The organism is Streptomyces sp. NPDC029139, assembly GCF_055564335.1.
The window spans coordinates 139,762-161,939 of record NZ_JBVHWN010000001.1; the positions used below are offsets into that span (position 1 = coordinate 139,762).

Annotated in this window: 18 protein-coding genes and 1 pseudogene; 12 read left to right on the top strand and 7 right to left on the bottom strand. The window is 72.2% G+C overall.

Features of this window, described 5'->3' with window-relative positions; all coding sequences use genetic code 11:
* Positions 1-58: 58 nt before the first annotated feature.
* From ACZ4VW_RS00570 to ACZ4VW_RS00580, 3 genes are all read left to right on the top strand, one after another.
* A complete protein-coding gene (locus ACZ4VW_RS00570; RefSeq protein WP_467956900.1) occupies positions 59-709 on the top strand; it encodes an AIM24 family protein in 651 nt (216 codons plus the stop codon).
* Positions 706-1,491 (top strand): AIM24 family protein, encoded by a 786-nt coding sequence (locus ACZ4VW_RS00575; protein ID WP_467956902.1) that lies wholly within the window; start codon positions 706-708, stop codon positions 1,489-1,491. Before ACZ4VW_RS00570 ends, ACZ4VW_RS00575 begins: the two co-directional genes overlap by 4 nt.
* Before the next feature lie 141 nt (positions 1,492-1,632).
* On the top strand, positions 1,633-2,109 hold the full coding sequence (locus tag ACZ4VW_RS00580) for a MarR family winged helix-turn-helix transcriptional regulator (RefSeq protein WP_467956904.1): 477 nt from the start codon (positions 1,633-1,635) through the stop codon (positions 2,107-2,109).
* A 148-nt stretch (positions 2,110-2,257) separates the two neighbouring features.
* Here ACZ4VW_RS00580 and meaB read toward each other — a convergent pair whose 3' ends face one another.
* Together meaB and ACZ4VW_RS00590 are read right to left on the bottom strand one after the other, a co-directional pair.
* Entirely contained in the window at positions 2,258-3,214 is a 957-nt protein-coding gene (meaB, locus tag ACZ4VW_RS00585; protein ID WP_467956906.1) for a methylmalonyl Co-A mutase-associated GTPase MeaB, read from the bottom strand.
* A 25-nt stretch (positions 3,215-3,239) separates the two neighbouring features.
* Positions 3,240-4,442: an acetyl-CoA C-acetyltransferase gene (locus ACZ4VW_RS00590; RefSeq protein WP_467956908.1), complete on the bottom strand. Its 1,203-nt coding sequence runs from the start codon at positions 4,440-4,442 to the stop codon at positions 3,240-3,242.
* Between the two features lie 137 nt (positions 4,443-4,579).
* On the opposite strand from ACZ4VW_RS00590, the gene mce reads away from it, so the two are divergent.
* The 7 genes and pseudogenes from mce to ACZ4VW_RS00625 all read left to right on the top strand — a co-directional run bounded on the left by mce (position 4,580) and on the right by ACZ4VW_RS00625 (position 14,705).
* Entirely contained in the window at positions 4,580-5,032 is a 453-nt protein-coding gene (mce, locus tag ACZ4VW_RS00595) for a methylmalonyl-CoA epimerase (protein WP_355107876.1), read from the top strand.
* A 175-nt stretch (positions 5,033-5,207) separates the two neighbouring features.
* Positions 5,208-9,548 carry a polarized growth protein Scy gene (scy, locus tag ACZ4VW_RS00600; RefSeq protein WP_467956910.1) on the top strand — a complete coding sequence of 1,447 codons (4,341 nt, stop codon included), beginning with the start codon at positions 5,208-5,210 and terminating at the stop codon, positions 9,546-9,548.
* 114 nt (positions 9,549-9,662) lie between these two features.
* Positions 9,663-10,601 carry a coiled-coil domain-containing protein gene (locus ACZ4VW_RS00605; protein WP_355107880.1) on the top strand — a complete coding sequence of 313 codons (939 nt, stop codon included), beginning with the start codon at positions 9,663-9,665 and terminating at the stop codon, positions 10,599-10,601.
* A 275-nt stretch (positions 10,602-10,876) separates the two neighbouring features.
* Positions 10,877-11,842: an ABC transporter ATP-binding protein gene (locus ACZ4VW_RS00610; protein WP_467956912.1), complete on the top strand. Its 966-nt coding sequence runs from the start codon at positions 10,877-10,879 to the stop codon at positions 11,840-11,842.
* Between the two features lie 3 nt (positions 11,843-11,845).
* Positions 11,846-12,625 (top strand): ABC transporter permease, encoded by a 780-nt coding sequence (locus tag ACZ4VW_RS00615; RefSeq protein ID WP_467956914.1) that lies wholly within the window; start codon positions 11,846-11,848, stop codon positions 12,623-12,625.
* A gap of 161 nt (positions 12,626-12,786) precedes the next feature.
* Positions 12,787-13,951: pseudogene (locus ACZ4VW_RS00620) on the top strand (ABC transporter ATP-binding protein).
* Complete coding sequence (locus ACZ4VW_RS00625; protein WP_467956916.1) at positions 13,887-14,705, top strand: ABC transporter permease; 819 nt, start codon at positions 13,887-13,889, stop codon at positions 14,703-14,705. The pseudogene ACZ4VW_RS00620 and the gene ACZ4VW_RS00625 overlap by 65 nt, the downstream one beginning before the upstream one ends.
* 61 nt (positions 14,706-14,766) lie before the next feature.
* On the opposite strand, the gene ACZ4VW_RS00630 is transcribed toward ACZ4VW_RS00625, so the two are convergent.
* Entirely contained in the window at positions 14,767-15,093 is a 327-nt protein-coding gene (locus tag ACZ4VW_RS00630) for an ATP/GTP-binding protein (protein WP_467956918.1), read from the bottom strand.
* 197 nt (positions 15,094-15,290) lie between these two features.
* Between ACZ4VW_RS00630 and ACZ4VW_RS00635 the strand changes: the two genes are divergently transcribed.
* Entirely contained in the window at positions 15,291-16,325 is a 1,035-nt protein-coding gene (locus tag ACZ4VW_RS00635) for an LLM class flavin-dependent oxidoreductase (RefSeq protein ID WP_467956920.1), read from the top strand.
* A gap of 90 nt (positions 16,326-16,415) precedes the next feature.
* Here ACZ4VW_RS00635 and ACZ4VW_RS00640 read toward each other — a convergent pair whose 3' ends face one another.
* Positions 16,416-16,808 carry an SCO5389 family protein gene (locus ACZ4VW_RS00640; protein WP_017236120.1) on the bottom strand — a complete coding sequence of 131 codons (393 nt, stop codon included), beginning with the start codon at positions 16,806-16,808 and terminating at the stop codon, positions 16,416-16,418.
* Between the two features lie 229 nt (positions 16,809-17,037).
* On the opposite strand from ACZ4VW_RS00640, the gene nucS reads away from it, so the two are divergent.
* Positions 17,038-17,709 (top strand): endonuclease NucS, encoded by a 672-nt coding sequence (nucS, locus tag ACZ4VW_RS00645; RefSeq protein ID WP_467956922.1) that lies wholly within the window; start codon positions 17,038-17,040, stop codon positions 17,707-17,709.
* Between the two features lie 177 nt (positions 17,710-17,886).
* On the opposite strand, the gene ACZ4VW_RS00650 is transcribed toward nucS, so the two are convergent.
* The 3 genes from ACZ4VW_RS00650 to ACZ4VW_RS00660 form a co-directional block, all read right to left on the bottom strand.
* Positions 17,887-20,472 carry an ATP-binding protein gene (locus ACZ4VW_RS00650; protein ID WP_467956924.1) on the bottom strand — a complete coding sequence of 862 codons (2,586 nt, stop codon included), beginning with the start codon at positions 20,470-20,472 and terminating at the stop codon, positions 17,887-17,889.
* Between the two features lie 349 nt (positions 20,473-20,821).
* Positions 20,822-21,145 carry an STAS domain-containing protein gene (locus ACZ4VW_RS00655; protein ID WP_024761898.1) on the bottom strand — a complete coding sequence of 108 codons (324 nt, stop codon included), beginning with the start codon at positions 21,143-21,145 and terminating at the stop codon, positions 20,822-20,824.
* 127 nt (positions 21,146-21,272) lie between these two features.
* Positions 21,273-22,121, bottom strand: coding sequence for a 3-hydroxyacyl-CoA dehydrogenase family protein (locus ACZ4VW_RS00660; RefSeq protein ID WP_467956926.1), 849 nt, complete (start codon positions 22,119-22,121; stop codon positions 21,273-21,275).
* Positions 22,122-22,178: the final 57 nt, after the last annotated feature.

Sequence of the window (22,178 nt, forward strand, 5' to 3'; positions counted from 1 at the left end):
CGACGACGATGCCCGCACCTCCGCGCCGCGCGGGCGGACGAGGGAGCCAGGAGGACTGATGCCGTTCCGCGAGATCAACTCGAAGATGGTCGAGGCGACCGTCATCCCCGGGCAGCGCATGTTCAGCCAGCGCGGCGCGATGCTCGCGTACCGCGGCGACGTCACTTTCACGCCGAACATCGCCGGCGGCCAGGGCGGCGTGATGTCGATGATCGGCCGCCGGGTGGCGGGCGAGGCGACCCCGCTGATGACCGTCGAGGGCAACGGCACGGTGATGTTCGGGCACGGCGGTCACCACATCCAGGTGATCCAGCTGACCGGCGACACCCTGTACGTCGAGGCCGACCGGCTCCTCGCCTTCGACGGCACCCTGGAGCAGGGCACGATGTTCATGGGCTCCCAGGGCGGCGTCATGGGCATGGTGCGCGGCCAGGTGACGGGCCAGGGCCTCTTCACCACCACGCTGAAGGGCCACGGCGCGGTCGCGGTCATGGCGCACGGCGGGGTGATCCAGCTGCCGATCACCCCCGGGCGCGCGGTCCATGTGGACCCGCAGGCGTACGTCGCCCATCACGGCGACGTACGGAACAAGCTCTCCACGGCGCTGGGCTGGCGCGACATGGTGGGGCGCGGCTCGGGCGAGGCGTTCCAGCTGGAGCTGAGCGGCAGCGGTGCGGTGTACGTCCAGGCCTCGGAGGAGAAGCTGTGAGCGCCCCGGTGATCCACGATCCGATGACGCTGCCGTCGGACGACAACGTCAATCCGTACACCTTCTGCGTGGAGCTCAAGGGCTCCCAGTGGTTCCTGCAGAAGGGCAAGATGATCGCCTACTACGGGCGGATCGACTTCAACGGCATCGGCCACGGCCGGCTCGAACGGCTGGTCCGCACGTCGTTCCACTCGCCGCTGCACGCGAGCGACTGGGTCGTGGCGGAGGGCAGCGGCAAGATGCTGCTCGCCGACCGGGCCTTCGACGTGAACTCGTACGACCTCGACGAGGGCAACCTGACGATCCGGTCGGGCAACCTGCTCGCGTACCAGCCGACGCTGGCCCTGAAGCAGTCGATCGTGCCCGGGTTCGTGACGCTCATCGGTACGGGGAAGTTCGTGGCGGCCTCGAACGGGCCGGTGGTCTTCATGGAGCCGCCGCTGCGGGTGGACCCGCAGGCGCTGGTCGGCTGGGCGGACTGCCCGTCGCCGTGCCACCACTACGACCACGGCTACATGACGGGCGTGATGGGCGGCGTCCGCGCGCTGACGGGGATCGGGGGCACCTCGGGCGAGGAGCACCAGTTCGAGTTCGTGGGGGCGGGTACGGTCCTGCTCCAGTCGACGGAGCTGCTGATGGCCGAGCGGGCGACCGGTACGACGCCGGCGCAGGCAGGGGTTCCGGGCGGCCACGGACCGGTCGGTTCCGGCCATGGCCAGGGCAGTTCCGCACCGCGCCTTCCCGGACAGCTCGGGGACCTCCAGCGTCGCTTCGGGCTGTAGCCGGTAGTCTGCGCAGTGTGACGTCCTCGAACGGCGTCGAACGTCGCCGAAGGGTCCGCACCCGTACGCCGGGGCTCCGGGTGCCGGGCGTCACACTTCCCCATTTCGTCCAGCATTCAACTTCTTAGGTAGAATCCATATATGGAGACCGAGACGGCCACCCCCTGGCTCACCGACGCCGAGCAGTGTGCGTGGCGCACGTACCTGGACGTCAACAGGATGCTGACGTACCAGCTGGAGAAGGACCTCCAGCCGTTCGGCCTGACCATGAACGACTACGAGATCCTGGTGAATCTGTCGGAGTCCGCGGACCGGCGCCTGCGCATGAGCGACCTCGCGACGGCGACGCTGCAGTCCAAGAGCCGGCTCTCGCACCAGATCACCCGCATGGAGAACGCCGGACTGGTGCGCCGCGAGAACTGCGAGTCGGACCGCCGGGGGCTGTACGCGGTACTGACGGACCACGGCATGGAGACGATGCGCAAGGTGGCACCGCACCATGTGGAGTCGGTGCGCAAGCACTTCATCGACCAACTCAGTCCCGAGGCGCTGGGCGATCTCCACGAGTCCCTGAAGCCGGTGGCGGACCAGCTGCGGGGCCGTAGAGGCAAGCCGTAGCCGCCGCACACCGCGCGAGACGCCCCGCACGAGAGCGCCCGGTCCGGTCGGACGGGGCGCTCTCGTGGCTTCGGTCGGTGGCGAGAGGTACGGGAACGCGAGGAGGGGGCCGGGTCGACCCGGCCCCCTCCTCGCGTCGTCGCCGGGCTCAGTTGCCCGTCAGGCTCGCGATCAGCTCGTCGGAAGCCGCGTACGGGTCGAGCGCGCCCGCCACGATCCGCTCCGCCAGCGCGTCCAGGCGGCGGTCGCCATGCAGGTCGCCGATGCGCTCCCGCAGCGCCGTGACCGCGATCGTCTCCACCTCGCGTGCCGAGCGCGAGCGGCGGCGCTCCGCCAGGACCCCGTGCTCCTCCATCCACGCGCGGTGCTTCTCGAGCGCCTCCAGTACCTCGTCGATGCCCTCGCCGCGCGCCGCGACCGTCTTGACGATCGGCGGCCGCCAGTCGCCCGGCCCGCGCGCCTCGCCCAGGCCGAGCATGTGGTTCAGCTCGCGGGCCGTCGCGTCCGCGCCGTCCCGGTCCGCCTTGTTCACCACGTACACGTCGCCGATCTCCAGGATGCCCGCCTTCGCGGCCTGGATCCCGTCGCCCATGCCGGGCGCGAGGAGCACCACCGACGTGTCGGCCTGGGAGGCGATCTCCACCTCCGACTGCCCGACGCCCACCGTCTCCACCAGGATCACGTCGCAGCCGGCCGCGTCCAGGACGCGGATCGCCTGCGGGGCCGCCCAGGCGAGCCCGCCCAGGTGGCCGCGGGTCGCCATCGAGCGGATGTAGACGCCCGGATCCGAGGCGTGCTCCGACATCCGGACCCGGTCGCCCAGCAGCGCTCCCCCGCTGAAGGGGGACGAGGGGTCGACGGCCAGGACGCCGACCCGCTTCCCCGCGCGCCGGTACGCCGCCACCAGGGCCGACGTCGACGTGGACTTGCCCACGCCGGGCGAGCCCGTCAGGCCCACCACGTACGCGCCGCCGGTCAGCGGCGCCAGCGCCGCCATCACCTCGCGCAGCTGCGGGGACGCCCCCTCCACGAGCGAGATCAGCCGGGCCACGGCACGCGGCCGGCCCTCCCGTGCCTGGGCGACCAGTTCGGGGACGTCCACCATGTTCAACCGCTCCTTGGTTCCGGTGCTACTTGCCGGGTACGCGCACGATCAGAGCGTCACCCTGACCGCCGCCGCCACACAGCGCCGCCGCGCCGATGCCGCCGCCGCGCCGCTTGAGCTCCAGGGCCAGGTGCAGCACCACACGGGCGCCGGACATGCCGATCGGGTGCCCCAGCGCGATCGCGCCACCGTTGACGTTCACCTTTTCCGGGGTGACGCCGAGGTCCTTCATTGACTGGACGGCGACCGCCGCGAACGCCTCGTTGATCTCGATGAGGTCGAGGTCCTCGACGCTCAGGCCCTCCTTCTTCAGGGCGTGGGCGATCGCGTTGGACGGCTGCGACTGCAGCGAGTTGTCCGGGCCCGCCACGTTGCCGTGGGCGCCGATCTCGGCGATCCACTCCAGGCCCAGCTCCTCGGCCTTGGCCTTGCTCATCACGACCACGGCGGCGGCGCCGTCCGAGATCTGCGAGGAGGTGCCGGCGGTGATGGTGCCGTCCTTGGCGAAGGCCGGGCGCAGCTTGCCGAGCGACTCGGCGGTCGTCTCGCCGCGGATGCCCTCGTCCTGGGAGAAGACGACCGGGTCGCCCTTGCGCTGCGGGATCTCGACCGGGGTGATCTCGGCCTCGAAGATGCCGTTCTTCTGGGCGGCGGCGGCGCGCTGGTGCGACAGCGCGGCGATCTCGTCCTGCTCCGGGCGGGCGATACCGAGACGCGTGTTGTGCTTCTCGGTCGACTCGCCCATCGCGATGTTCTCGAAGGCGTCGGTCAGGCCGTCGTACGCCATGGCGTCGAGCATCTCGATCGCGCCGTACTTGTAGCCCTCACGGGACTTCGGCAGCAGGTGCGGGGCGTTGGTCATCGACTCCTGGCCGCCGGCGACGACCACGTCGAACTCACCCGCGCGGATGAGCTGGTCCGCGAGCGCGATGGCGTCGAGGCCGGACAGACACACCTTGTTGATGGTGAGCGCCGGGACGTTCATCGGGATGCCGGCCTTGACGGCGGCCTGGCGGGCGGGGATCTGGCCGGCGCCCGCCTGGAGCACCTGGCCCATGATCACGTACTGCACCTGGTCGCCGCCGATGCCGGCCCGGTCGAGCGCGGCCTTGATGGCGAAGCCGCCCAGGTCGGCACCGGAGAAGGACTTGAGGGAACCGAGCAGCCGTCCCATGGGCGTGCGGGCGCCCGAGACGATCACTGAGGTGGTACCGGTCGTTCCAGACATGAGGCACAGCCCCTTGAGATGAGGAGTGAACGAGGGTTTACCGCCAATGTACTGAGCGGTGCCGCACCCGGTCACCGGGCAGCCGGTGTGACGGCGCGCACGTTGCGTAACCACCTCCCTGGCGTTGCACTGGGACCATGCTGACGCGAATCGACCACATCGGGATCGCCTGTTTCGACCTCGACAAGACCGTCGAGTTCTACCGTGCGACCTACGGTTTCGAGGTGTTCCACTCCGAGGTGAACGAGGAGCAGGGCGTCCGCGAGGCCATGCTCAAGATCAACGCGACCGACGACGGCGGCGCCTCGTACCTCCAGCTCCTGGAGCCCACCCGCGAGGACTCCGCGGTGGGCAAGTGGCTGGCCAAGAACGGCGAGGGGGTGCACCACATCGCCTTCGGCACGGCGGACGTCGACGGTGACGCCGCGGACATCCGTTCCAAGGGCGTCCGCGTCCTCTACGACGAGCCCCGGATCGGTTCCATGGGCTCCCGCATCACCTTCCTCCACCCCAAGGACTGCCACGGCGTCCTGACCGAACTGGTCACCTCGGCAAGCCCTTCCGCCGACCACTCCTCCGCGGAGCACTGACCTCCGGATTCCTGGCCCGGTAGAGTGGGCGGCTCCGGGCCGGGGCCGGTCGGTGCCGCATGCCGTGCGGCGTCGAAGTCGGGGTATCCGATCTGCCACGATTCCCCGGGGGGCCGTTCTCCGGGGAACGGTACTCATTGGAGTGTTGCGACCAGGGGACGGATGGGACCGCGCAGTGCGGGGCTACGAACGCCAGGAGAGCCACCGAGCTGAAGACGACCATCTTTCGCGGTTCGAGGCCGAGATGGACCGGCTGAAGACCGAGCGGGAGAAGGCCGTCCAGCACGCCGAGGACCTCGGTTACCAGGTCGAGGTCTTGCGTGCCAAGCTCCACGAGGCGCGTCGCACCATCGCCTCCCGTCCCGCGTACGACAGCGCGGACATCGGCTACCAGGCCGAGCAGCTCCTGCGGAACGCACAGATCCAGGCGGATCAGCTGCGCCAGGACGCCGAGCGCGAGCTGCGCGAGGCCCGCGCCCAGACCCAGCGCATCCTGCAGGAGCACGCCGAGCACCAGGCCCGTCTCCAGGCCGAGCTGCACGCCGAGGCCGTCCAGCGCCGGCAGCGCCTGGACCAGGAGCTGGCCGAGCGCCGCCAGACCGTCGAGGCGCACGTCAACGAGAACGTCGCCTGGGCCGAGCAGCTGCGGGCCCGTACGGAATCGCAGGCCCGCCGCCTGCTCGAGGAGTCCCGTGCCGAGGCCGAGCAGTCGCTGGCCGCCGCGCGCGCCGAGGCCACCCGGCTCGCCGAGGAGACCCGCCAGCGCGTCGGCTCGGAGGCGGAGGCCGCCCGTGCCGAGGCCGAAGCGATTCTGCTGCGCGCCCGCAGGGACGCCGAGCGCCTTCTGAACGCCGCCTCCACGCAGGCGCAGGAGGCCGCCAGCCACGCCGAGCAGCTGCGCTCGTCCACCACCGCCGAGACCGAGCAGGCCCGTCAGCAGGCCACCGAGCTCAACCGAGCCGCCGAGCAGCGGATGCAGGAGGCCGAACTCCGGCTGCGCGAGGCCCGGGCGGAGGCCGAGAAGGCGCTGTCCGAGGCGAAGGAGGCGGCCGCCAGGCAGCTGTCGTCGGCGGAGTCCGTCAACGAGCAGCGCACGCGGACGGCGAAGGCGGAGATCGCCCGGCTCGTCGGCGAGGCGACCAAGGAGGCCGAGACCCTCAAGGCCGAGGCCGAGGAGAAGCTCCGCGAGGCGAGCGCCGAGGCGGAGAAGCTGGTCTCGGAAGCGGCCGAGAAGGCCCGTACGGTCGCGGCGGAGGACTCCGCCGCCGCCCTCGCGAAGGCGGCCCGTACCGCCGAGGAGGTCCTCACCAAGGCGTCCGAGGACGCCCAGGCGACCACCCGCAAGGCGTCCGAGGAGGCCGAGCGGATCCGCCGCGAGGCCGAGGCCGAGGCGGACCGGCTGCGCAACCAGGCCGAGGAGCAGGCCGACGAACTGCTCGGCTCGGCCAAGGACGACACCAAGGAGTACCGCGCCAAGACGGTCGAGCTGCAGGAGGAGGCGCGCCGGCTGCGCGGTGAGGCCGAGCAGTTGCGGGCCGAGGCGATCGCCGAGGGCGAGAAGATCCGCGGCGAGGCCCGGCGCGAGGCCGTCCAGCAGATCGAGGAGGCGGCCAGGACCGCCGAGGAGCTGCTGACCAAGGCCCGCACCGACGCCGACGAGCTGCGTACGAACGCGGGCACCGAGGGCGATCGGATCCGCTCGGAGGCGATGGAGCGCGCCCAGACGCTCCGTACGCAGGCCGAGGAGACCCTGGAGCGCACCCGCGCCGAGGCCGAGCGCATGCGCGCGGAGGCCGAGGAGCAGGCCGAGGCCGTCAAGGAGGCCGCCGGGAAGGCCGCGGCCGAGCTGCGCGAGGACGCCGAGCGCGCCGCGGCGGCGCGGGCCGCGGAGGCCGCGGAGGAGCTGACCCGGCTGCACACCGAGGCCGAGTCGCGGGTCGAGAACGCCGAGCGGCAGCTCACCGACGCCCGCGCCGAGAGCGAGCGCCTCCGCCGTGAGGCCGCCGAGGAGACCGAGCGGCTGCGCACGGAGGCCGCCGAGCGGATCCGTACGCTCCAGGCGCAGGCCGAGCAGGAGGCCGAGCGGCTGCGCACGGAGGCCGCGTCGGACGCGTCCACCGCGCGTGCCGAGGCCGAGGCCGTCGCGGTCCGGCTGCGGACGGAGGCGTCGACGGAGGCCGAGCGGCTGAAGTCGGAGGCGCAGGAGACCGCGGACCGGGTACGGGCCGAGGCCGCGGCCGCCGCCGAGCGGGTCGCCACCGAGGCCGCCGAGGCGCTGGCCGCCGCGCAGGAGGAGGCCAACCGGCGGCGCCGGGAGGCCGAGGAGACGCTGGAGTCGGCCCGCTCCGAGGCCGGCCGCGAGCGCGAGCACGCCCGCGAGCAGTCCGAGGAGCTGCTGGCCTCGGCCCGCAAGCGGGTGGAGGAGGCGCAGACCGAGGCGCAGCGCCTGGTCGAGGAGGCGGACCGCCGCGCCACGGAGATGGTGTCCGCGGCCGAGCAGACCGCGCAGGAGGTACGGGACTCGGTCGCGGGTCTGCGCGAGCAGGCCGAGGAGGAGATCACCGGCCTGCGCAGCGCCGCCGAGCACGCGGCGGAGCGCACCAGGACCGAGGCGCAGGAGGAGGCGGACCGGGTCCGCGCCGACGCGTACGAGGAGCGGGAGCGGGCCACCGAGGACGCCAACCGTGTCCGGACGCGCGCCCAGGAGGAGTCCGAGGCCGCGAAGGCGCTGGCCGAGCGGACGGTCGCGGACGCGATCTCCGAGTCGGAGAAGCTGCGCACGGACACCGCCGAGTACGCCCAGCGGCTACGGACGGAGGCGACGGACGCGCTGGCCGCCGCCGAGCAGGACGCGGCGCGGAGCCGCGCGGACGCCCGCGAGGACGCCAACCGCATCCGCTCCGAGGCGGCGGCGGAGTCCGAGCGGCTCACCGCGGAGGCCGAGGAGCTGGTCACGCTCGCCCGCGCGGAGGGCGAGCAGATCCTCGACGAGGCGCGCAAGGCCGCCGACAAGCGGCGCGCCGACGCCGCAGAGCAGGCCGACGCGCTCATCGCGGAGGCCACCGGCGAGGCGGAGCGGCTCACGAACGAGGCGGAGGCGCTCCGGGCCGAGGCCGAGCAGCTGAAGACGGACGGCGAGGCGCACGCGCAGGCGCTGCGGGTCGCCGCCCTCGCGGACGGCGAGCAGGTCCTGGACGAGGCCCGCAAGGCCGCCGACAAGCGGCGCGCCGACGCCGCCGAGCAGGCCGACGCGCTCATCGCGGAGGCCACCGGCGAGGCGGAGCGGCTCACGAACGAGGCGGCCGAGCTCCTGGAGTCGACGGAGCAGGACGCGCTGCGGCTGCGGGCCGAGGCCGAGCAGGTCAAGGCGGACGGCGAGGCGCAGGCGGAGGCGCTGCGGGCCGCCGCGCGTGCGGACGGCGAGCGGGTGCTCGACGAGGCCCGCAAGGCCGCCGACAAGCGGCGCGCCGACGCCGCGGAGCAGGCCGACGCGCTCATCGCCAAGGCCCGGGGCGAGGCCGAGCGGATCGCGGCGGAGGCTTCCGACGAGGCGGAGCGGCTGCGGGCCGAGGCCGCCGAGAACGTGGGCCAGGCGCAGCAGGCCGCCGAGCGGATCCGCGCCGAGGCCGAAAAGCTGCGGGCGGACGCGGAGTCGGCGGCGGAGCGGATGCGGGCCGAGGCCCGTGCCGAGGCGGACCGTACGCTCGACGAGGCGCGCGAGGCCGGTGCCAAGCGCCGCTCGGACGCGGCCGAGCAGGCCGACCAGCTGATCGCGAAGGCCCAGGAGGAGGCGCTGCGCGCCACCACCGAGGCGGAGTCGCAGGCGGACACGATGGTCGGCGCGGCGCGCCAGGAGGCCGAGCGGATCGTGGCCGAGGCGACCGTCGAGGGCAACTCGCTGGTGGAGAAGGCGCGTACGGACGCGGACGAGCTGCTGGTCGGCGCGCGCAGCGACGCCACCGCCATAAGGGAGCGGGCCGAGGAGCTGCGCGCCCGGATCGAGGGCGAGATCGAGGAACTGCACGAGCGGGCGCGGCGCGAGACGGCCGAGCAGATGAAGACCGCGGGGGAGCGCGTCGACAAGCTGGTGAAGGCCGCCACCGAGCAGCGGGCCGAGGCCGAGGAGAAGTCGAAGGAGATGCTCTCCGAGGCGAGTTCCGAGGCGAGCAAGGTCCGCATCGCCGCCGTACGGAAGGCGGAGGCGCTGCTCAAGGAGGCCGAGCAGAAGAAGGCCTCGCTCGTCGGCGAGGCGGAGAAGATCAAGGCGGAGGCCGAGGCCGAGGCCGAGCGGATGCTCTCCGAGGGCAGGCGGGACCTGGACGTTCTCGTGCGCCGTCGTGAGGACATCAATGCCGAGATCTCCCGTGTCCAGGACGTCCTCGAAGCGTTGGAGTCTTTCGAGGCACCGTCCGCGGGGGCCAAGGCCGCCGGCGCGAAGTCCGGCGCACGCGATGACGTCAAGGCGGGCGCGTCGGCCGGATCGACACGTTCGAGTGGCAAGTCTTCCGAGGGCTAGCCACTCAAAAGGCTGGACATTCTCCAGACCAAACCGACATCCGCTCGATGACACGCCGCTTCGACCCCTAGGATTCCCCCTAACACCTCACCGGTCTCATTCGACAGGAACCCCATGAGCGACACTTCCTCCCCCTTCGGCTTCGAGCTCGTGCGGCGTGGTTACGACCGCGGTCAGGTGGACGACCGCATTACCAAGCTCGTCGCCGACCGTGACAGTGCTCTGGCCCGAATCACCTCTCTGGAAAAGCGCATCGAGGAACTCCACCTCGAGACGCAGAACGCCCAGGCCCAGGTCACCGACGCCGAGCCGTCGTACGCCGGTCTGGGTGCCCGCGTCGAGAAGATCCTCCGTCTCGCCGAGGAGGAGGCGAAGGACCTGCGTGAGGAGGCCCGTCGCGCCGCCGAGCAGCACCGCGAGCTGGCCGAGTCGGCCGCCCAGCAGGTGCGCAACGACGCCGAGTCGTTCGCGGCGGAGCGGAAGGCGAAGGCCGAGGACGAGGGCGTTCGGATCGTCGAGAAGGCCCAGGGTGAGGCCAACTCCCTGCGTGCCGAGGCGCAGAAGGACGCGCAGTCCAAGCGCGAGGAGGCGGACGCCCTCTTCGAGGAGACGCGCGCCAAGGCCGCCCAGGCCGCCGCGGACTTCGAGACCAACCTGGCCAAGCGCCGCGAGCAGTCCGAGCGCGACCTGGCCTCGCGTCAGGCCAAGGCCGAGAAGCGCCTCGCGGAGATCGAGCACCGCGCCGAGCAGCTCCGCCTGGAGGCCGAGAAGCTGCGCACGGACGCGGAGCGCCGGGCCCGTCAGACGGTGGAGACGGCGCAGCGCCAGGCCGAGGACATCGTGGCCGACGCGAACGCCAAGGCCGACCGGATCCGCTCGGAATCGGAGCGCGAGCTGGCGGCGCTGACGAACCGCCGCGACTCGATCAACGCCCAGCTGACCAACGTCCGCGAGATGCTGGCCACGCTGACCGGTGCCGCGGTGGCGGCGGCCGGTTCCCCGATCGACGACGAGCCGGCCACCCGCGGCGTCCCGGCCCAGCAGTCCCGCTAGGCCGTGTCCGGAAAGTAGCGCCGTCTGCCCGCAGGGCAGGGCCCGCGGCGTCTGGTGCGTGCGATCGCAAGGCGGAGGGCCGCCCTCGTACTGGGTGTACTGGGGCGATCCGACAACGCAGCGAGGGTGCGTGCCAGGCGTCGCGGGCCAGGCGGGACTTTCCGGACACGGCCTAGCCCGCGGGGGCGACCCCTCGGGCAAGCGGAGCGCAAGCACCCGCATAACCCTCCGCCATTCCAGTGGCGGAGGGTTTTGCGCGCCCGTAGCGTGGTCGCATGATCGAGCTCGAGGCCCTGACAAAACGGTTCGGTACGAAGACCGCCGTGGACCGTCTCTCCTTCCAGGTCCGGCCCGGCATGGTGACCGGCTTCCTCGGGCCCAACGGCGCCGGCAAGTCGACGACCATGCGCATGATGCTCGATCTGGACAACCCGACCAGCGGTTCGGTCCGGATCGACGGCAAGCACTACCGCGACCTTCAGGAGCCGTTGAAGTACATCGGGGCGCTGCTCGACGCCAAGGCGATGCACGGCGGCCGGTCCGCGTACAACAACCTCCTCTGCCTCGCGCAGTCGAACCGCATTCCGGCGAGCCGGGTCGGTGAGGTCCTCGACCTGGTCGGTCTGACCGCGGTCGCGAAGAAGAAGTCGAAGGGCTTCTCGCTCGGTATGGGCCAACGGCTGGGCATCGCGTCGGCGCTGCTCGGTGATCCCGAGATCTTGATGTTCGACGAACCCGTCAATGGTCTGGACCCCGAGGGAATTCACTGGATCCGCAATCTGATGAAGGCGCTCGCGGCCGAGGGACGGACGATCTTCGTTTCCAGCCATCTGATGAGTGAAATGGCCCTGACGGCCGATCATCTGATCGTGATCGGACAGGGCCGGCTGTTGGCCGACACATCGATGGCGGATTTCATCCAGCAGAATTCGCGGAGTTACGTACGGCTCCGCTCGCCGCAGCGGGAGCAGCTGCTGGACGTCCTGCACGCGAACGGCTTCACGCCCGTCGAGGCGGGCAACGGGGCGCTGGAGGTGGACGGGGCGAGCACCGAGAAGCTCGGTGAGCTGGCCGCGCGGAACCAGCTCGTGCTGCACGAGCTCAGTGCCCAGCGCGCCTCCCTCGAGGAGGCGTTCATGCAGATGACGGCCGGTGCGGTGGAGTACCACGCGCACGGCACGGACGTCCACGCGGCGCCGGCGGCCGGCCCCCAGTGGGGCGACACCACCAAGGGAGCCTGAACGATGGCAGCGGTATCCGCGGTCCTCCAGTCGGAGTGGACCAAGATCCGGACGGTCTCCTCGACGGTCTGGACCCTGGCGAGCGCGCTCCTGGTGACGGTGGCGATGAGCGCGGCGCTCTGCGCGCTGCTGGCGTCGACCTTCAGCGACCTCAGCGAGGCGGAGCAGGCGACCTTCGACCCGACCTTCGTCAGCTTCTCCGGGATGGTGCTGGGCCAGCTGGCGATGGTGGTCTTCGGTGTCCTGGTGGTCGGCACCGAGTACAGCTCCGGCATGATCCGCACGTCGCTGGCGGCGGTCCCGCAGCGGGCGACCTTCCTCTTCAGCAAGATCGCGGTGGCCGGAGCGCTCGCCCTGGGCGTGGGCCTGGCGACCAGCTTCCTGTCGTTCTTCCTGGGCCAGGCCCTCCTGGGCGAGCACCGGACGACGCTGGGCGCGGACAACGTGCTGCGGGCGGTCGTGGGCGGTGGCCTCTACATGGGTCTGATCGCGATCTTCTCGATGGGCGTGGCGGCGATGCTGCGCTCCTCGATGCTGTCGCTCGGCATCCTGGTGCCGTTCTTCTTCCTGGTCTCGCAGATCCTCTCGGCCGTGCCCAAGGCCAAGGAGGTGGCCCGCTACTTCCCCGACCAGGCCGGCGCCAAGATCATGCAGGTCCTCCCGGACGCGATGAACCAGGAGAAGGCGCCGTACGGCCCCTGGGGCGGGCTCGGCATCATGCTGCTCTGGGTGGCGGCGGCGCTGCTCGGCGGCTACCTGGTGCTGAGGAAGCGGGACGCGTAGGCGAGTGCCGAGGAGCTTCGCCCGGCCCGGGGTCCGGGAAGGTCACGGTTCGGGCTTCGCCGGAACCGTCAACGGCTCGATAAGCTCCTAGCTCATACGGGGGGCTCCGGCTGAGGCCACGGCCCCGACGACGACCTGACCTGTCGATGGGGCTCTGGAGAATGATCGAGGCAGTCGGCCTGACGAAGCGCTACGGCGCCAAGACGGCCGTGTACAACCTTTCCTTCCACGTGCGTCCGGGCACGGTCACCGGCTTCCTGGGACCCAACGGCTCCGGCAAGTCGACGACGATGCGCATGATCCTCGGGCTCGACGAGCCCACGTCCGGGCACGTCACGATCGGCGGCCATCCGTTCCGGAAGCTGCCGAACGCGCCCCGGCAGGTCGGTGCGCTGCTGGACGCCAAGGCGGTGCACGGCGGACGCAGCGCCCGCAGCCATCTGCTCTCGCTCGCCCAGCTCGCCGGGATCCCGGCGCAGCGGGTGGACGAGGTCCTCGGGGTCGTCGGCCTCCAGGAGGTCGCCAAGCGCCGCTCCAAGGGCTTCTCGCTCGGCATGGGGCAGCGACTGGGCATCGCGGCCGCGCTGCTCGGCGACCCGCAGGTGCTGCTCTTCGACGAGCCGGTCAACGGTCTCGACCCCGAGGGCATCCTCTGGGTCCGCAACCTGATGAAGAAGCTCGCCTCCGAGGGCCGGACCGTCTTCGTCTCCAGCCACCTCATGAGCGAGATGGCGCTGACCGCCGACCATCTGATCGTGATCGGCCGCGGCCAGCTCCTCGCCGACATGAGCGTCAAGGACTTCATCTCGGCGAACTCCGCGGACTTCGCGCGGGTGCGGACGCCGCAGACGGAGCCGCAGCAGCGGGAGAAGCTGACGGCGGCGCTGACCGAGGCCGGTGGCCGGGTCATGTCCGAGCCGGACGGCGCGCTGCGGGTGACCGGTCTGCCCCTGCCCCGGATCAGCGATCTGGCGCACGACGCGGACGTACGGCTCTGGGAGCTGTCCCCGCACCAGGCCTCGCTGGAGGAGGCGTACATGCGGATGACGCAGGGCGCCGTCGACTACCGCTCCACCGAGGACCAGCTGGCGCATCTCCAGCAGCCGCAGCATCAGCCGCACGCGGTGGCGTACGCCGCCCCGCCGCAGCCGGTGGTCCCCGAGGTGCCGCAGCAGGGCTGGTACGCCCCGCCGCCGCCCGGACAGAACCCCTACGCCGCCCAGCAGCAGAGCGAGTCCGCCGAGAACGCCGAGGACGCCCGATGACCGCCCCCGCCCCCTACTCGTACGTCTCCCCCATCCCGGTGCGCCGGGCCCACCTCGGTGACGCGATCGCCTCGGAGTGGACCAAGATCCGTTCCCTGCGCTCCACGATGTGGACGCTCGGTGTGATGGTGCTCCTGATGCTCGGCGTCGGTCTCGGCGTGGCCGCGATCGTGGCGGCGTCGGAGATGCCGGAACAGAGCGAGTCGGCGCTCGGCTTCGGCTTCTTCGGTGTGCTCCTCGGCTCGATCTGCGTGATCACGCTCGGCGTGCTGACGATCGCCTCCGAGTACGGCACGGGCATGATCCGCACCACGCTCACCGCCTGCCCGAGCCGCACCCGGGTGCTGACGGCCAAGGCGATCGTCTTCTTCCTGCTCGTGTTCACGATCACCACCGTCACCGCCTCCGTGGTCGCCGTGGCGCAGGTGTCGATCCTGGACAACGCCGCCGAGCCCACCTCCGGGGAGTGGCTGCGGGCCACCCTCGGCGTCGGGCTCTTCATGGCCGAGCTCGGCCTGCTGTCGCTCGCCGTCGGCGCCCTGATCCGACACTCGGCGGGCGCCATCACCGTCATGATCGGCGTGCTGCTGCTGCCGCTGGTGGCCGCCATGTTCATGTTCTCGGAGTCGCTGGCCTCGGTGCAGGACTGGCTCCTGGACTACGCGATCCCGAGCCAGCTCATCGCGCTGTACGCGGGCAAGGCGGCGCTCGGCGACTCCGGCCCCTCGGGCTGGGACCCGGTGTGGATCCTGCTGGTCATCACGGCCGCGGTGATGGCCGGCGGGTACGCCCTGCTGAACAACCGGGACGTCTGACCGCCGCGCGAGCCTCCGGTAACCGGGGAATCCCGCTCAGGGGCTCGGTGAAGGCGGGGGCTCAGTACCTCGGCGCGCTACGGGACCGCTGCACCCTCGAGGTGCGGCGGTCCTTCGCGTTCCAGCACGCCTTGTGCCAGTGCCGCCGGTCGTCCACTCCCCCGTACTCGGGCCAGGCCACCACGTGCGGGGCGCCCCCGGGGATCTCCTGGTCGCAGCCGGGGCAGCGGTAGCGCTTGCCGGGCTGGCTCGCGCCGGCGACGTGGCGGACGAACCACTCCTCGCCCTGCCATGTCTCGCTTCGTTGCGACCCGCCGTACCGGTCGCCCGCGACACCCTGGGGGCCGGGCTTCTCGCCGCCATGGGGGCGGTTGCGACGCGGGGACACGAATCACCTCACGGGGGCCGGGTACACGGAAGGTTCCATCAAGCCTACGGGCCGCCACATGGTGTCCCCGCCCACTCTCCAGGCCGAATCAGCGGAAAATCGCAAGAACTTCGCGTGTGGCCGTTGCCTTTGGCACGTGTCAGACGTTGTTGCCAGTACGAGGGGGAGACCGCGTCGGCCGCAAGGAGGCAGAAGCGATGCGCGTGGGTACGTTCGTGCTGGCCGCCCAGTTCCCGGGCCAGGGTCAGGGAGAGGCACTGCACCGGGCGGTGCGGACCGCCGAGGTGGCCGAGGAGTCGGGGCTCGACTCCGTCTGGCTCGCCGAGCACCATTTCGTTCCGTACGGTGTGTGTCCGTCGGCCGTGACCCTGGCGGCGCTGCTGCTGGGCCGCACGCGCCGCGTCCGGGTCGGCACGGCGGTCAGCGTGCTGCCGACCGTCCACCCGGTGGCGCTGGGCGAGCAGGCGGCGCTGCTCCATCTCACCTCCGGGGGCCGCTTCACGCTCGGCGTGGGCAGGGGCGGGCCGTGGATCGACCTGGAGGTGTTCGGCGCGGGTCTCCCGGCGTACGAACACGGCTTCCCCGAATCGCTCGACCTGCTGCTGCGCTGGCTGTCCGAACCCCGGGTCTCGGCCGAGGGAGAACGATTCGCCTTCCGTGAGGTGGCTGTCGTCCCCCGGCCCGGCGAGCTCATCGGCGGGGACGCGGCGCCCGAGGTCGTCGTCGCCTGCACCTCCCCCACGAGCGTCCGGCTGGCCGCCGAGCGCGGGCTGCCGATGCTGCTCGGGATGCACTGCGGCGACGAGGAGAAGGCCGAGATGGTGGCCTCCTGGCGCCGCTGCGCCCGGGAGGCCGGCCGCACGCCCGACGAGATCGCGCGGATCGGCGCCGGTCATGTCTCGGCGGGTGTCGCCCAGCTCGCCGACCGCGGGGCGGACGCGGCCGAGGCCCTGGTGAAGGCGATGCCGGGCTGGCTGAAGCAGGGACTCGACGCCCATGTGACGGTGGACGGCCGGCACCGCGCGATGCGGGACCCCGTCGCGTACACGGAGCTGCTGTGCGGGCTGCACCCGGTGGGCACGCCCCGGCGCGCGGCGGACCGCCTCGCGGCGACCTCGGAGCGTACGGGCATCACGCGCTTCGCGCTGCTCGCCGAGGGCACGGGCGATCTCACGGCCACCGAGGAGAACGTCCGGCGGCTCGGCGCCGAGGTGCTTCCCCTGCTGGTGTGAGGTCATGGGTGGTTCGGGTGGGATGCCGCCGCCCCGGCACCTCTCGCATCGTTCGCGTCTCCCGCGATGCGGAGCGGCAGCACCAGTGCCTCAGCAGTCGCGCAGTTCCGGCGACTGGTTGAGCAGCTGCCCCCGTACGGAGGTGAAGCGGGCCAGCCGCTCGTCCACCGCGGGGTCCAGCGGGAACACCGCCACGCGGTGGCAGTTCTGGAAGGCCAGACGCACCCCGAAGTGCCGCTGCAGCGCACCACGGATCGCGTCACTCGCGAGTGCACGCAACAGCTGACCACGTGCCTGCTCGTTCGGCGGCGGCGTCTGGTTGTCGGCGAACTCTCCGCCGTCGACCTTCAGCTGAGCCACCAGAGAACTGATCATCTCCCATGCGTAGGGCAGGGAGGTCCGGACGCAGTCGACGAAGTCGGCTTCGTCGACCTCGCCTCGCTCGGCCTGTTCCAACAGCGCCGGTGAGACGTCGAGCGACATGGGTTCTCCTCTCGCGACCCCGAGGGGCGGGGTCTTACGGGCAGGGATGAAGGACCCCCCGTACAACACGCAGCGTGCACGGACGGCGACCTCCAGCTTCCACGGTAAGCGCGCGGTCCGGAGCGCACCAGGAGATTGGGACCACAACCGGCCAATAACCGACGGCGGTTGGGCGGGCGTTAAGAGCCGAATCGCGCGGAAGAGCGTGCGTCTTGTAGCGTTGCCGACCATGCGTCTCGTCATCGCCCGTTGTTCCGTGGACTACGCGGGCCGGCTCACCGCCCACCTGCCCTCCGCCCCCCGTCTGATCCTGGTCAAGGCAGACGGCAGCGTCTCCATCCACGCGGACGACCGCGCGTACAAACCCCTCAACTGGATGTCGCCGCCGTGCACCCTGAAGGAGGGCGTCGACGGCGAGGCGGGCATCTGGACCGTGATCAACAAAGCGGGCGAGAAACTGATCATCACGATGGAGGAGATCCTCCACGATTCCTCGCACGAGCTCGGGGTGGACCCTGGCCTCATCAAGGACGGCGTGGAAGCGCACCTCCAGGAGCTGCTCGCCGACCGCATCGAGACGCTCGGCGAGGGCCACACGCTGATCCGCCGCGAGTACCCGACGGCGATCGGGCCGGTGGACATCCTGTGCCGGGACGCCGACGGGGCGACGATCGCGGTGGAGATCAAGCGGCGGGGCGAGATCGACGGTGTGGAGCAGCTCACCCGCTACCTGGAGCTGCTGAACCGCGACCCGCACCTCGCCCCGGTGAAGGGCGTCTTCGCGGCGCAGGAGATCAAGCCCCAGGCGCGGGTGCTGGCGACGGACCGCGGCATCGACTGCGTGGTGCTCGACTACGACGCGCTGCGGGGCATCGAGGACGACAAGCTGCGGCTCTTCTAGGACGGGTACGGACGAACGACCACGGCCCCGGGTGCGGTGAACGCACCCGGGGCCGTGGTCTGTCGCGGCGCGAAGCTGCCGCTCCGGCAGGGGCGTGGGGCAGAGCCCCGCACCTCCATCCCGCGCTCCGCCCGATGACGCCGCCGAGATGCGCGGGGATCCCTCGGCCGGACGCCGTCAGGCGGGACTTCCCGTGGTGGCGGCACCGCCGCTGAGCGTTGCCGAGGCGGAGTTGCTCGGGTTGTCCGTCGCCGAGTCGCTGGGGGACGGCGTCTGCGACGGCGTCCCGGTGTCGGTGGGCGACGGGCTCTGCGAGGGCGTGGACGACTTCGTCGGTGTCGGCTTGGTTGTCGGGCTCGCCGTCGGGCGCGGGCTCGTCGTCGTGGTCGGGGCGCCGGTCGTCGGGGCCGTCGCGCTCGGAGAGTCGCCAGGAGTGGACGGTCCGTACGACGCACCGGGGGCGCCCGGGGTTGTCGTGGAGGTCGAGGGGCCCGGGGAGCTCGGGGAGTCCGAGGGGCCGCCGGTCTCGTCCTCGGCCGGCTCCTCCGCGTCGAAGCCGTCGTCGCCGGCGTCCTCGCCGGCCGTGCGGTCGGAGGTGACGCGGTTGGATCCCGGGTCCTCGGCGTTGCCGGAGGTGGCACCGATGGTCACGACGGTGCCCAGCACGGCGGCCAGAAGGGCGCCCGTGCCGACCGCGACCAGATTGCGGCGGGCCCCGGCGATGATGCCGAAGCGCCCGCCGCCCTTCGAGGCGCCGCCGGACGGGGCGCCGGCGCTCTGCGCTGCCTCGGAGCGGCTGATGAGGGTCGGACCCTCGTCGGGGAAGTCCGGGAACGCGGGGATCGCGGAGACCGCGGGGGTCGGCGCGGTCGTGGGTGCGACGGCCCGCGGAACGACGGCCCGCGGAACGACGGTCTTCGGGATGCCGCGGGGCGGGGAGACAGGCCCCTCGGAGCGGCCGGCGGCCGCTTCTTCGCCCGCCGGGGCACGGTCGCCGCGGTCGGCGACCAGGGCGAGCGCCCGGCGGCCGGCGACGGTGCCGCGCTTGTCGGCGAGGACGCCGCGCATCCCGATCGACGCCTCCAGCTCGGCGCGGGCCCGCTCCAGGTTGCCGGCGCAGAGCGCGAGAACGCCCAACTCGTGGTGGAAGTACGCCTCTTCCGCTACCTCACCGGCGAGCCTGGCGGCCTCCTGGCCGCTGCGCAGGGCGCGCTCCCAGGCGCCCCAGTGGAGCCCGGCCGCGAAGGCCGGCGCGGCGCTGCGGGCGAGCTGGGCGGCGGCCGTGGGGTGCTCGGGGGCCGTGCCGGGCAGCAGTGCGGTCAGGGCGGCGAGCACGGCGTCGGACTCGGCGGCCGCGCGGGCGGGGGTGACGGAGGGGTGTCCGGCCCACCAGGCGTAGTGCTGGGCGGCCGTGTGCGCGCGCCCGGTGGTCTCCTCGGCGGACCCGCCGTACCCGTGGGCGAGGAGCTGGGTGAGGACACCGCCGGCGAGCCGGTAGCGGGGGCCGACGGGGGTGAGCAGGCCGCACGTCATGAGTTCGCCGAGGGCGGCGTCCGCGTGCGTGTCCCCGACGAGGGCGGGGAGGTGCGCCTGGTGCGGGACCTCGCCGCCGAGGGCGACGGCGAACCGCAGGGTCTCCTGGGCGGAGCGGCTGAGCCGGGAGGCGAGCAGGGCGGCGGGGGCCGCGCCTTCGCCGAGGCTCGGCAGCGGTATCTCGCGCAGTTCGACGTCGGCGTCCGCGGGGGCCTCGGGCGCTCCGGCGGCGGGTCCGAAGGCGTCGTCGAGGGCACCGAAGGCGTCGAACTCCGTGTACTCCTTGGGGGCGTCGTCCTGCGCGCCGAAGGCGTCGAACTCGGCGGGGGTGACCCGGAGACGGTCGCGCTGGCGGAGCAGGGCGCCGGCCTGGACGAAGCGGAGCGGCAGGCCCTCGGACTCGAACCAGAGGTCGCCCGCCCAGTTGGCCTCGTCCTCGGTGAGCGGCCGGTCGACGATGCTCGCCAGGAGCTCCAGGGCGGTGGCGCGGCCGAGGCCGGCGAGGGTGACCTCTTCGAGGTGGGCGTCGGGCGAGGGGGCCGGGACGTCGGGGGTGGCCGCGAGGAGGAAGGCGCACTCGGGGGCGGCGGTGAGCAGCTCGTCGAGGGTGGCGCCGCCGAACTCCAGGTCGTCGACGACCACGATCGCGCCGATGTCACGGACCAGTTCGAGCAGGGCGGGGCGGTCGGGCCGGTGGTCCGGAGCGTGCAGGACCGTGGCGAAGAGTTCGTACAGCAGCTCGGTGGGGGTCCGGTGGCAGCCGGAGAGGCGCACGACTCCGTCCGGCGCGAGGTCGGCGCAGTCGGCGGCGACGACGTCGAGGAGGGCGGTGCGGCCGGAGCCGGTGGGGCCGGTGACGCGTACGGAGCGGCCGCGGCCGAGGAGTTGCACGAGGCGCTCGTGCTCCTCCTGCCGTTCGAGGAGCGGCGGGCGGGGGGCGGCGGGGCCCGGCGGTACGGGCGGGGCGGCCGCGCGGGCGGCCTCGGCCCGCTCCTGGGCGGTGCGGCGGCGGGGCGGCGCGGGCTGCTCCCCGGGCGGGCACGCCTCGATCTCGCTGCCGTCGACGGGGTTCACGGTGAGCAGCAGATCGCCCGAGACGACCCGGGCGGTGCGGGCCCGGGTGGGCGTGGACGGTCCGCGCTCGGGCACGGGGCCGCCGCGTCCGTCGCGGGCGTCGTCGCCCTCGCGGTCGAAGCCGAACTCTTCCGGCTCCCGGTTCATCGGGTCCATGGTCAAAGCCCCCCAAAAGCGGTGCGTGCGGAAGCCCCTCCGGCCGATCTGCACGCTGCCTGTCGCTTCTGGTCCGGTGCCCGCCGGGTGGGTCCGTCAATGAGCGGGCGACCGAACCCTAGACCGTGTTCCAGTATCGCGGAACAGGCGGGGTGCCGGCCCGCCCAAGACGTCACGGTCCGCTAAGGATTGGCCGGGACGCCGGTTTCGCACAGCGGCTTCACAGGCGGTACGGCGGCGATTCACGCCACGGCCGGCCCTGGCCCGCCGCCGTTCACGGGCACCGGACGCGGGGACCCGCCGCCGGACAGAAGGGTCAGCCGCGGGGACCCGCCGCCGGACACGGGGGTCAGACGCGGGGCAGCGACTCCGCGGCGAGACCGCCCTCGATGGCGAGGATGCGGTGCAGCCGCGTCGCCACGAGCAGGCGCTGCATCTGCGGTGGAACGCCGCGCAGCACGAGCCGGCGGCCGCAGCGGCCCGCCCGGCGGTGTGCGCCCATGATGACCCCGAGCCCGGTGGCGTCCCAGGAATCGAGACCGGTCAGGTCCAGCACGAGGTCGCCGACTCCGTCGTCGACGGCCGAGTGCAGGACCGTACGGGCGTCCGCCGCGCTGCGCACGTCGAGGCGGCCCCCGACGACCAGCTCGACGTGGTCGCCCCTGATGTGCATATGCGCTCCCTGGGAGTGCTCCGTCTTTGCATCAACTGACTGTCGTGGGCGCAGAAGCGTTGCGCCTTGTAAGCGAACTGATACCGAATTCACCCTCTGGGGTGATCGCCCAAACGGCCTTCGGGACTCAGTGCTCGTAGAAGCCCTGCCCGCTCTTGCGACCGATGTCACCGGCGTCCACCATCCGGCGCATCAGCTCCGGCGGCGCGAACTTCTCGTCCTGGGTCTCGGTGTAGATGTTGCTCGTGGCGTTCACCAGGATGTCGATGCCGGTCAGATCGGCGGTGGCGAGCGGACCCATGGCGTGGCCGAAGCCCAGCTTGCAGGCGATGTCGATGTCCTCGGCGGTGGCGACGCCCGACTCGTACAGCTTGGCGGCCTCGACGACCAGCGCCGAGATGAGACGGGTGGTGACGAAGCCGGCGACGTCGCGGTTCACGACGATGCAGGTCTTGCCGACGGACTCGGCGAACTCCCGCGCGGTGGCGAGGGTGGCGTCGCTGGTCTTGTAGCCCCGGACGAGCTCGCAGAGCTGCATCATCGGGACCGGCGAGAAGAAGTGGGTGCCGACGACGGCCTCCGGGCGCTCCGTCACCGCGGCGATCTTGGTGATCGGGATGGCGGAGGTGTTGGAGGCGAGGACGGCGCCGTCCTTCACCGTCTTGTCGAGGGCGCGGAAGATCTCGTGCTTCACCTCCAGCTTCTCGAAGACGGCCTCGACGACGATGTCGGCGTCGGCGACCGCCTCGAGTTCGGTGGTGGCGGTGATCCGGCCGAGGGCGGCCTCGGCGTCGGCCGCGTCGAGCCTGCCCTTGGCCACGAAGCGGTCGTACGACGCCTTGATGCCGTCGGTGCCACGGGTCAGCGCGGCATCGGTGACGTCACGCAGGACGACGTCCCACCCCGCCTGGGCCGAGACCTGCGCGATTCCGGACCCCATGAGTCCGGCTCCGATGACGGCGAGCTTCCTGGCCACGGTCTTCCACCCCTTAACGCCTGTTCACTTCTGGCTCTCCGGCGGAGATTAGCGGGC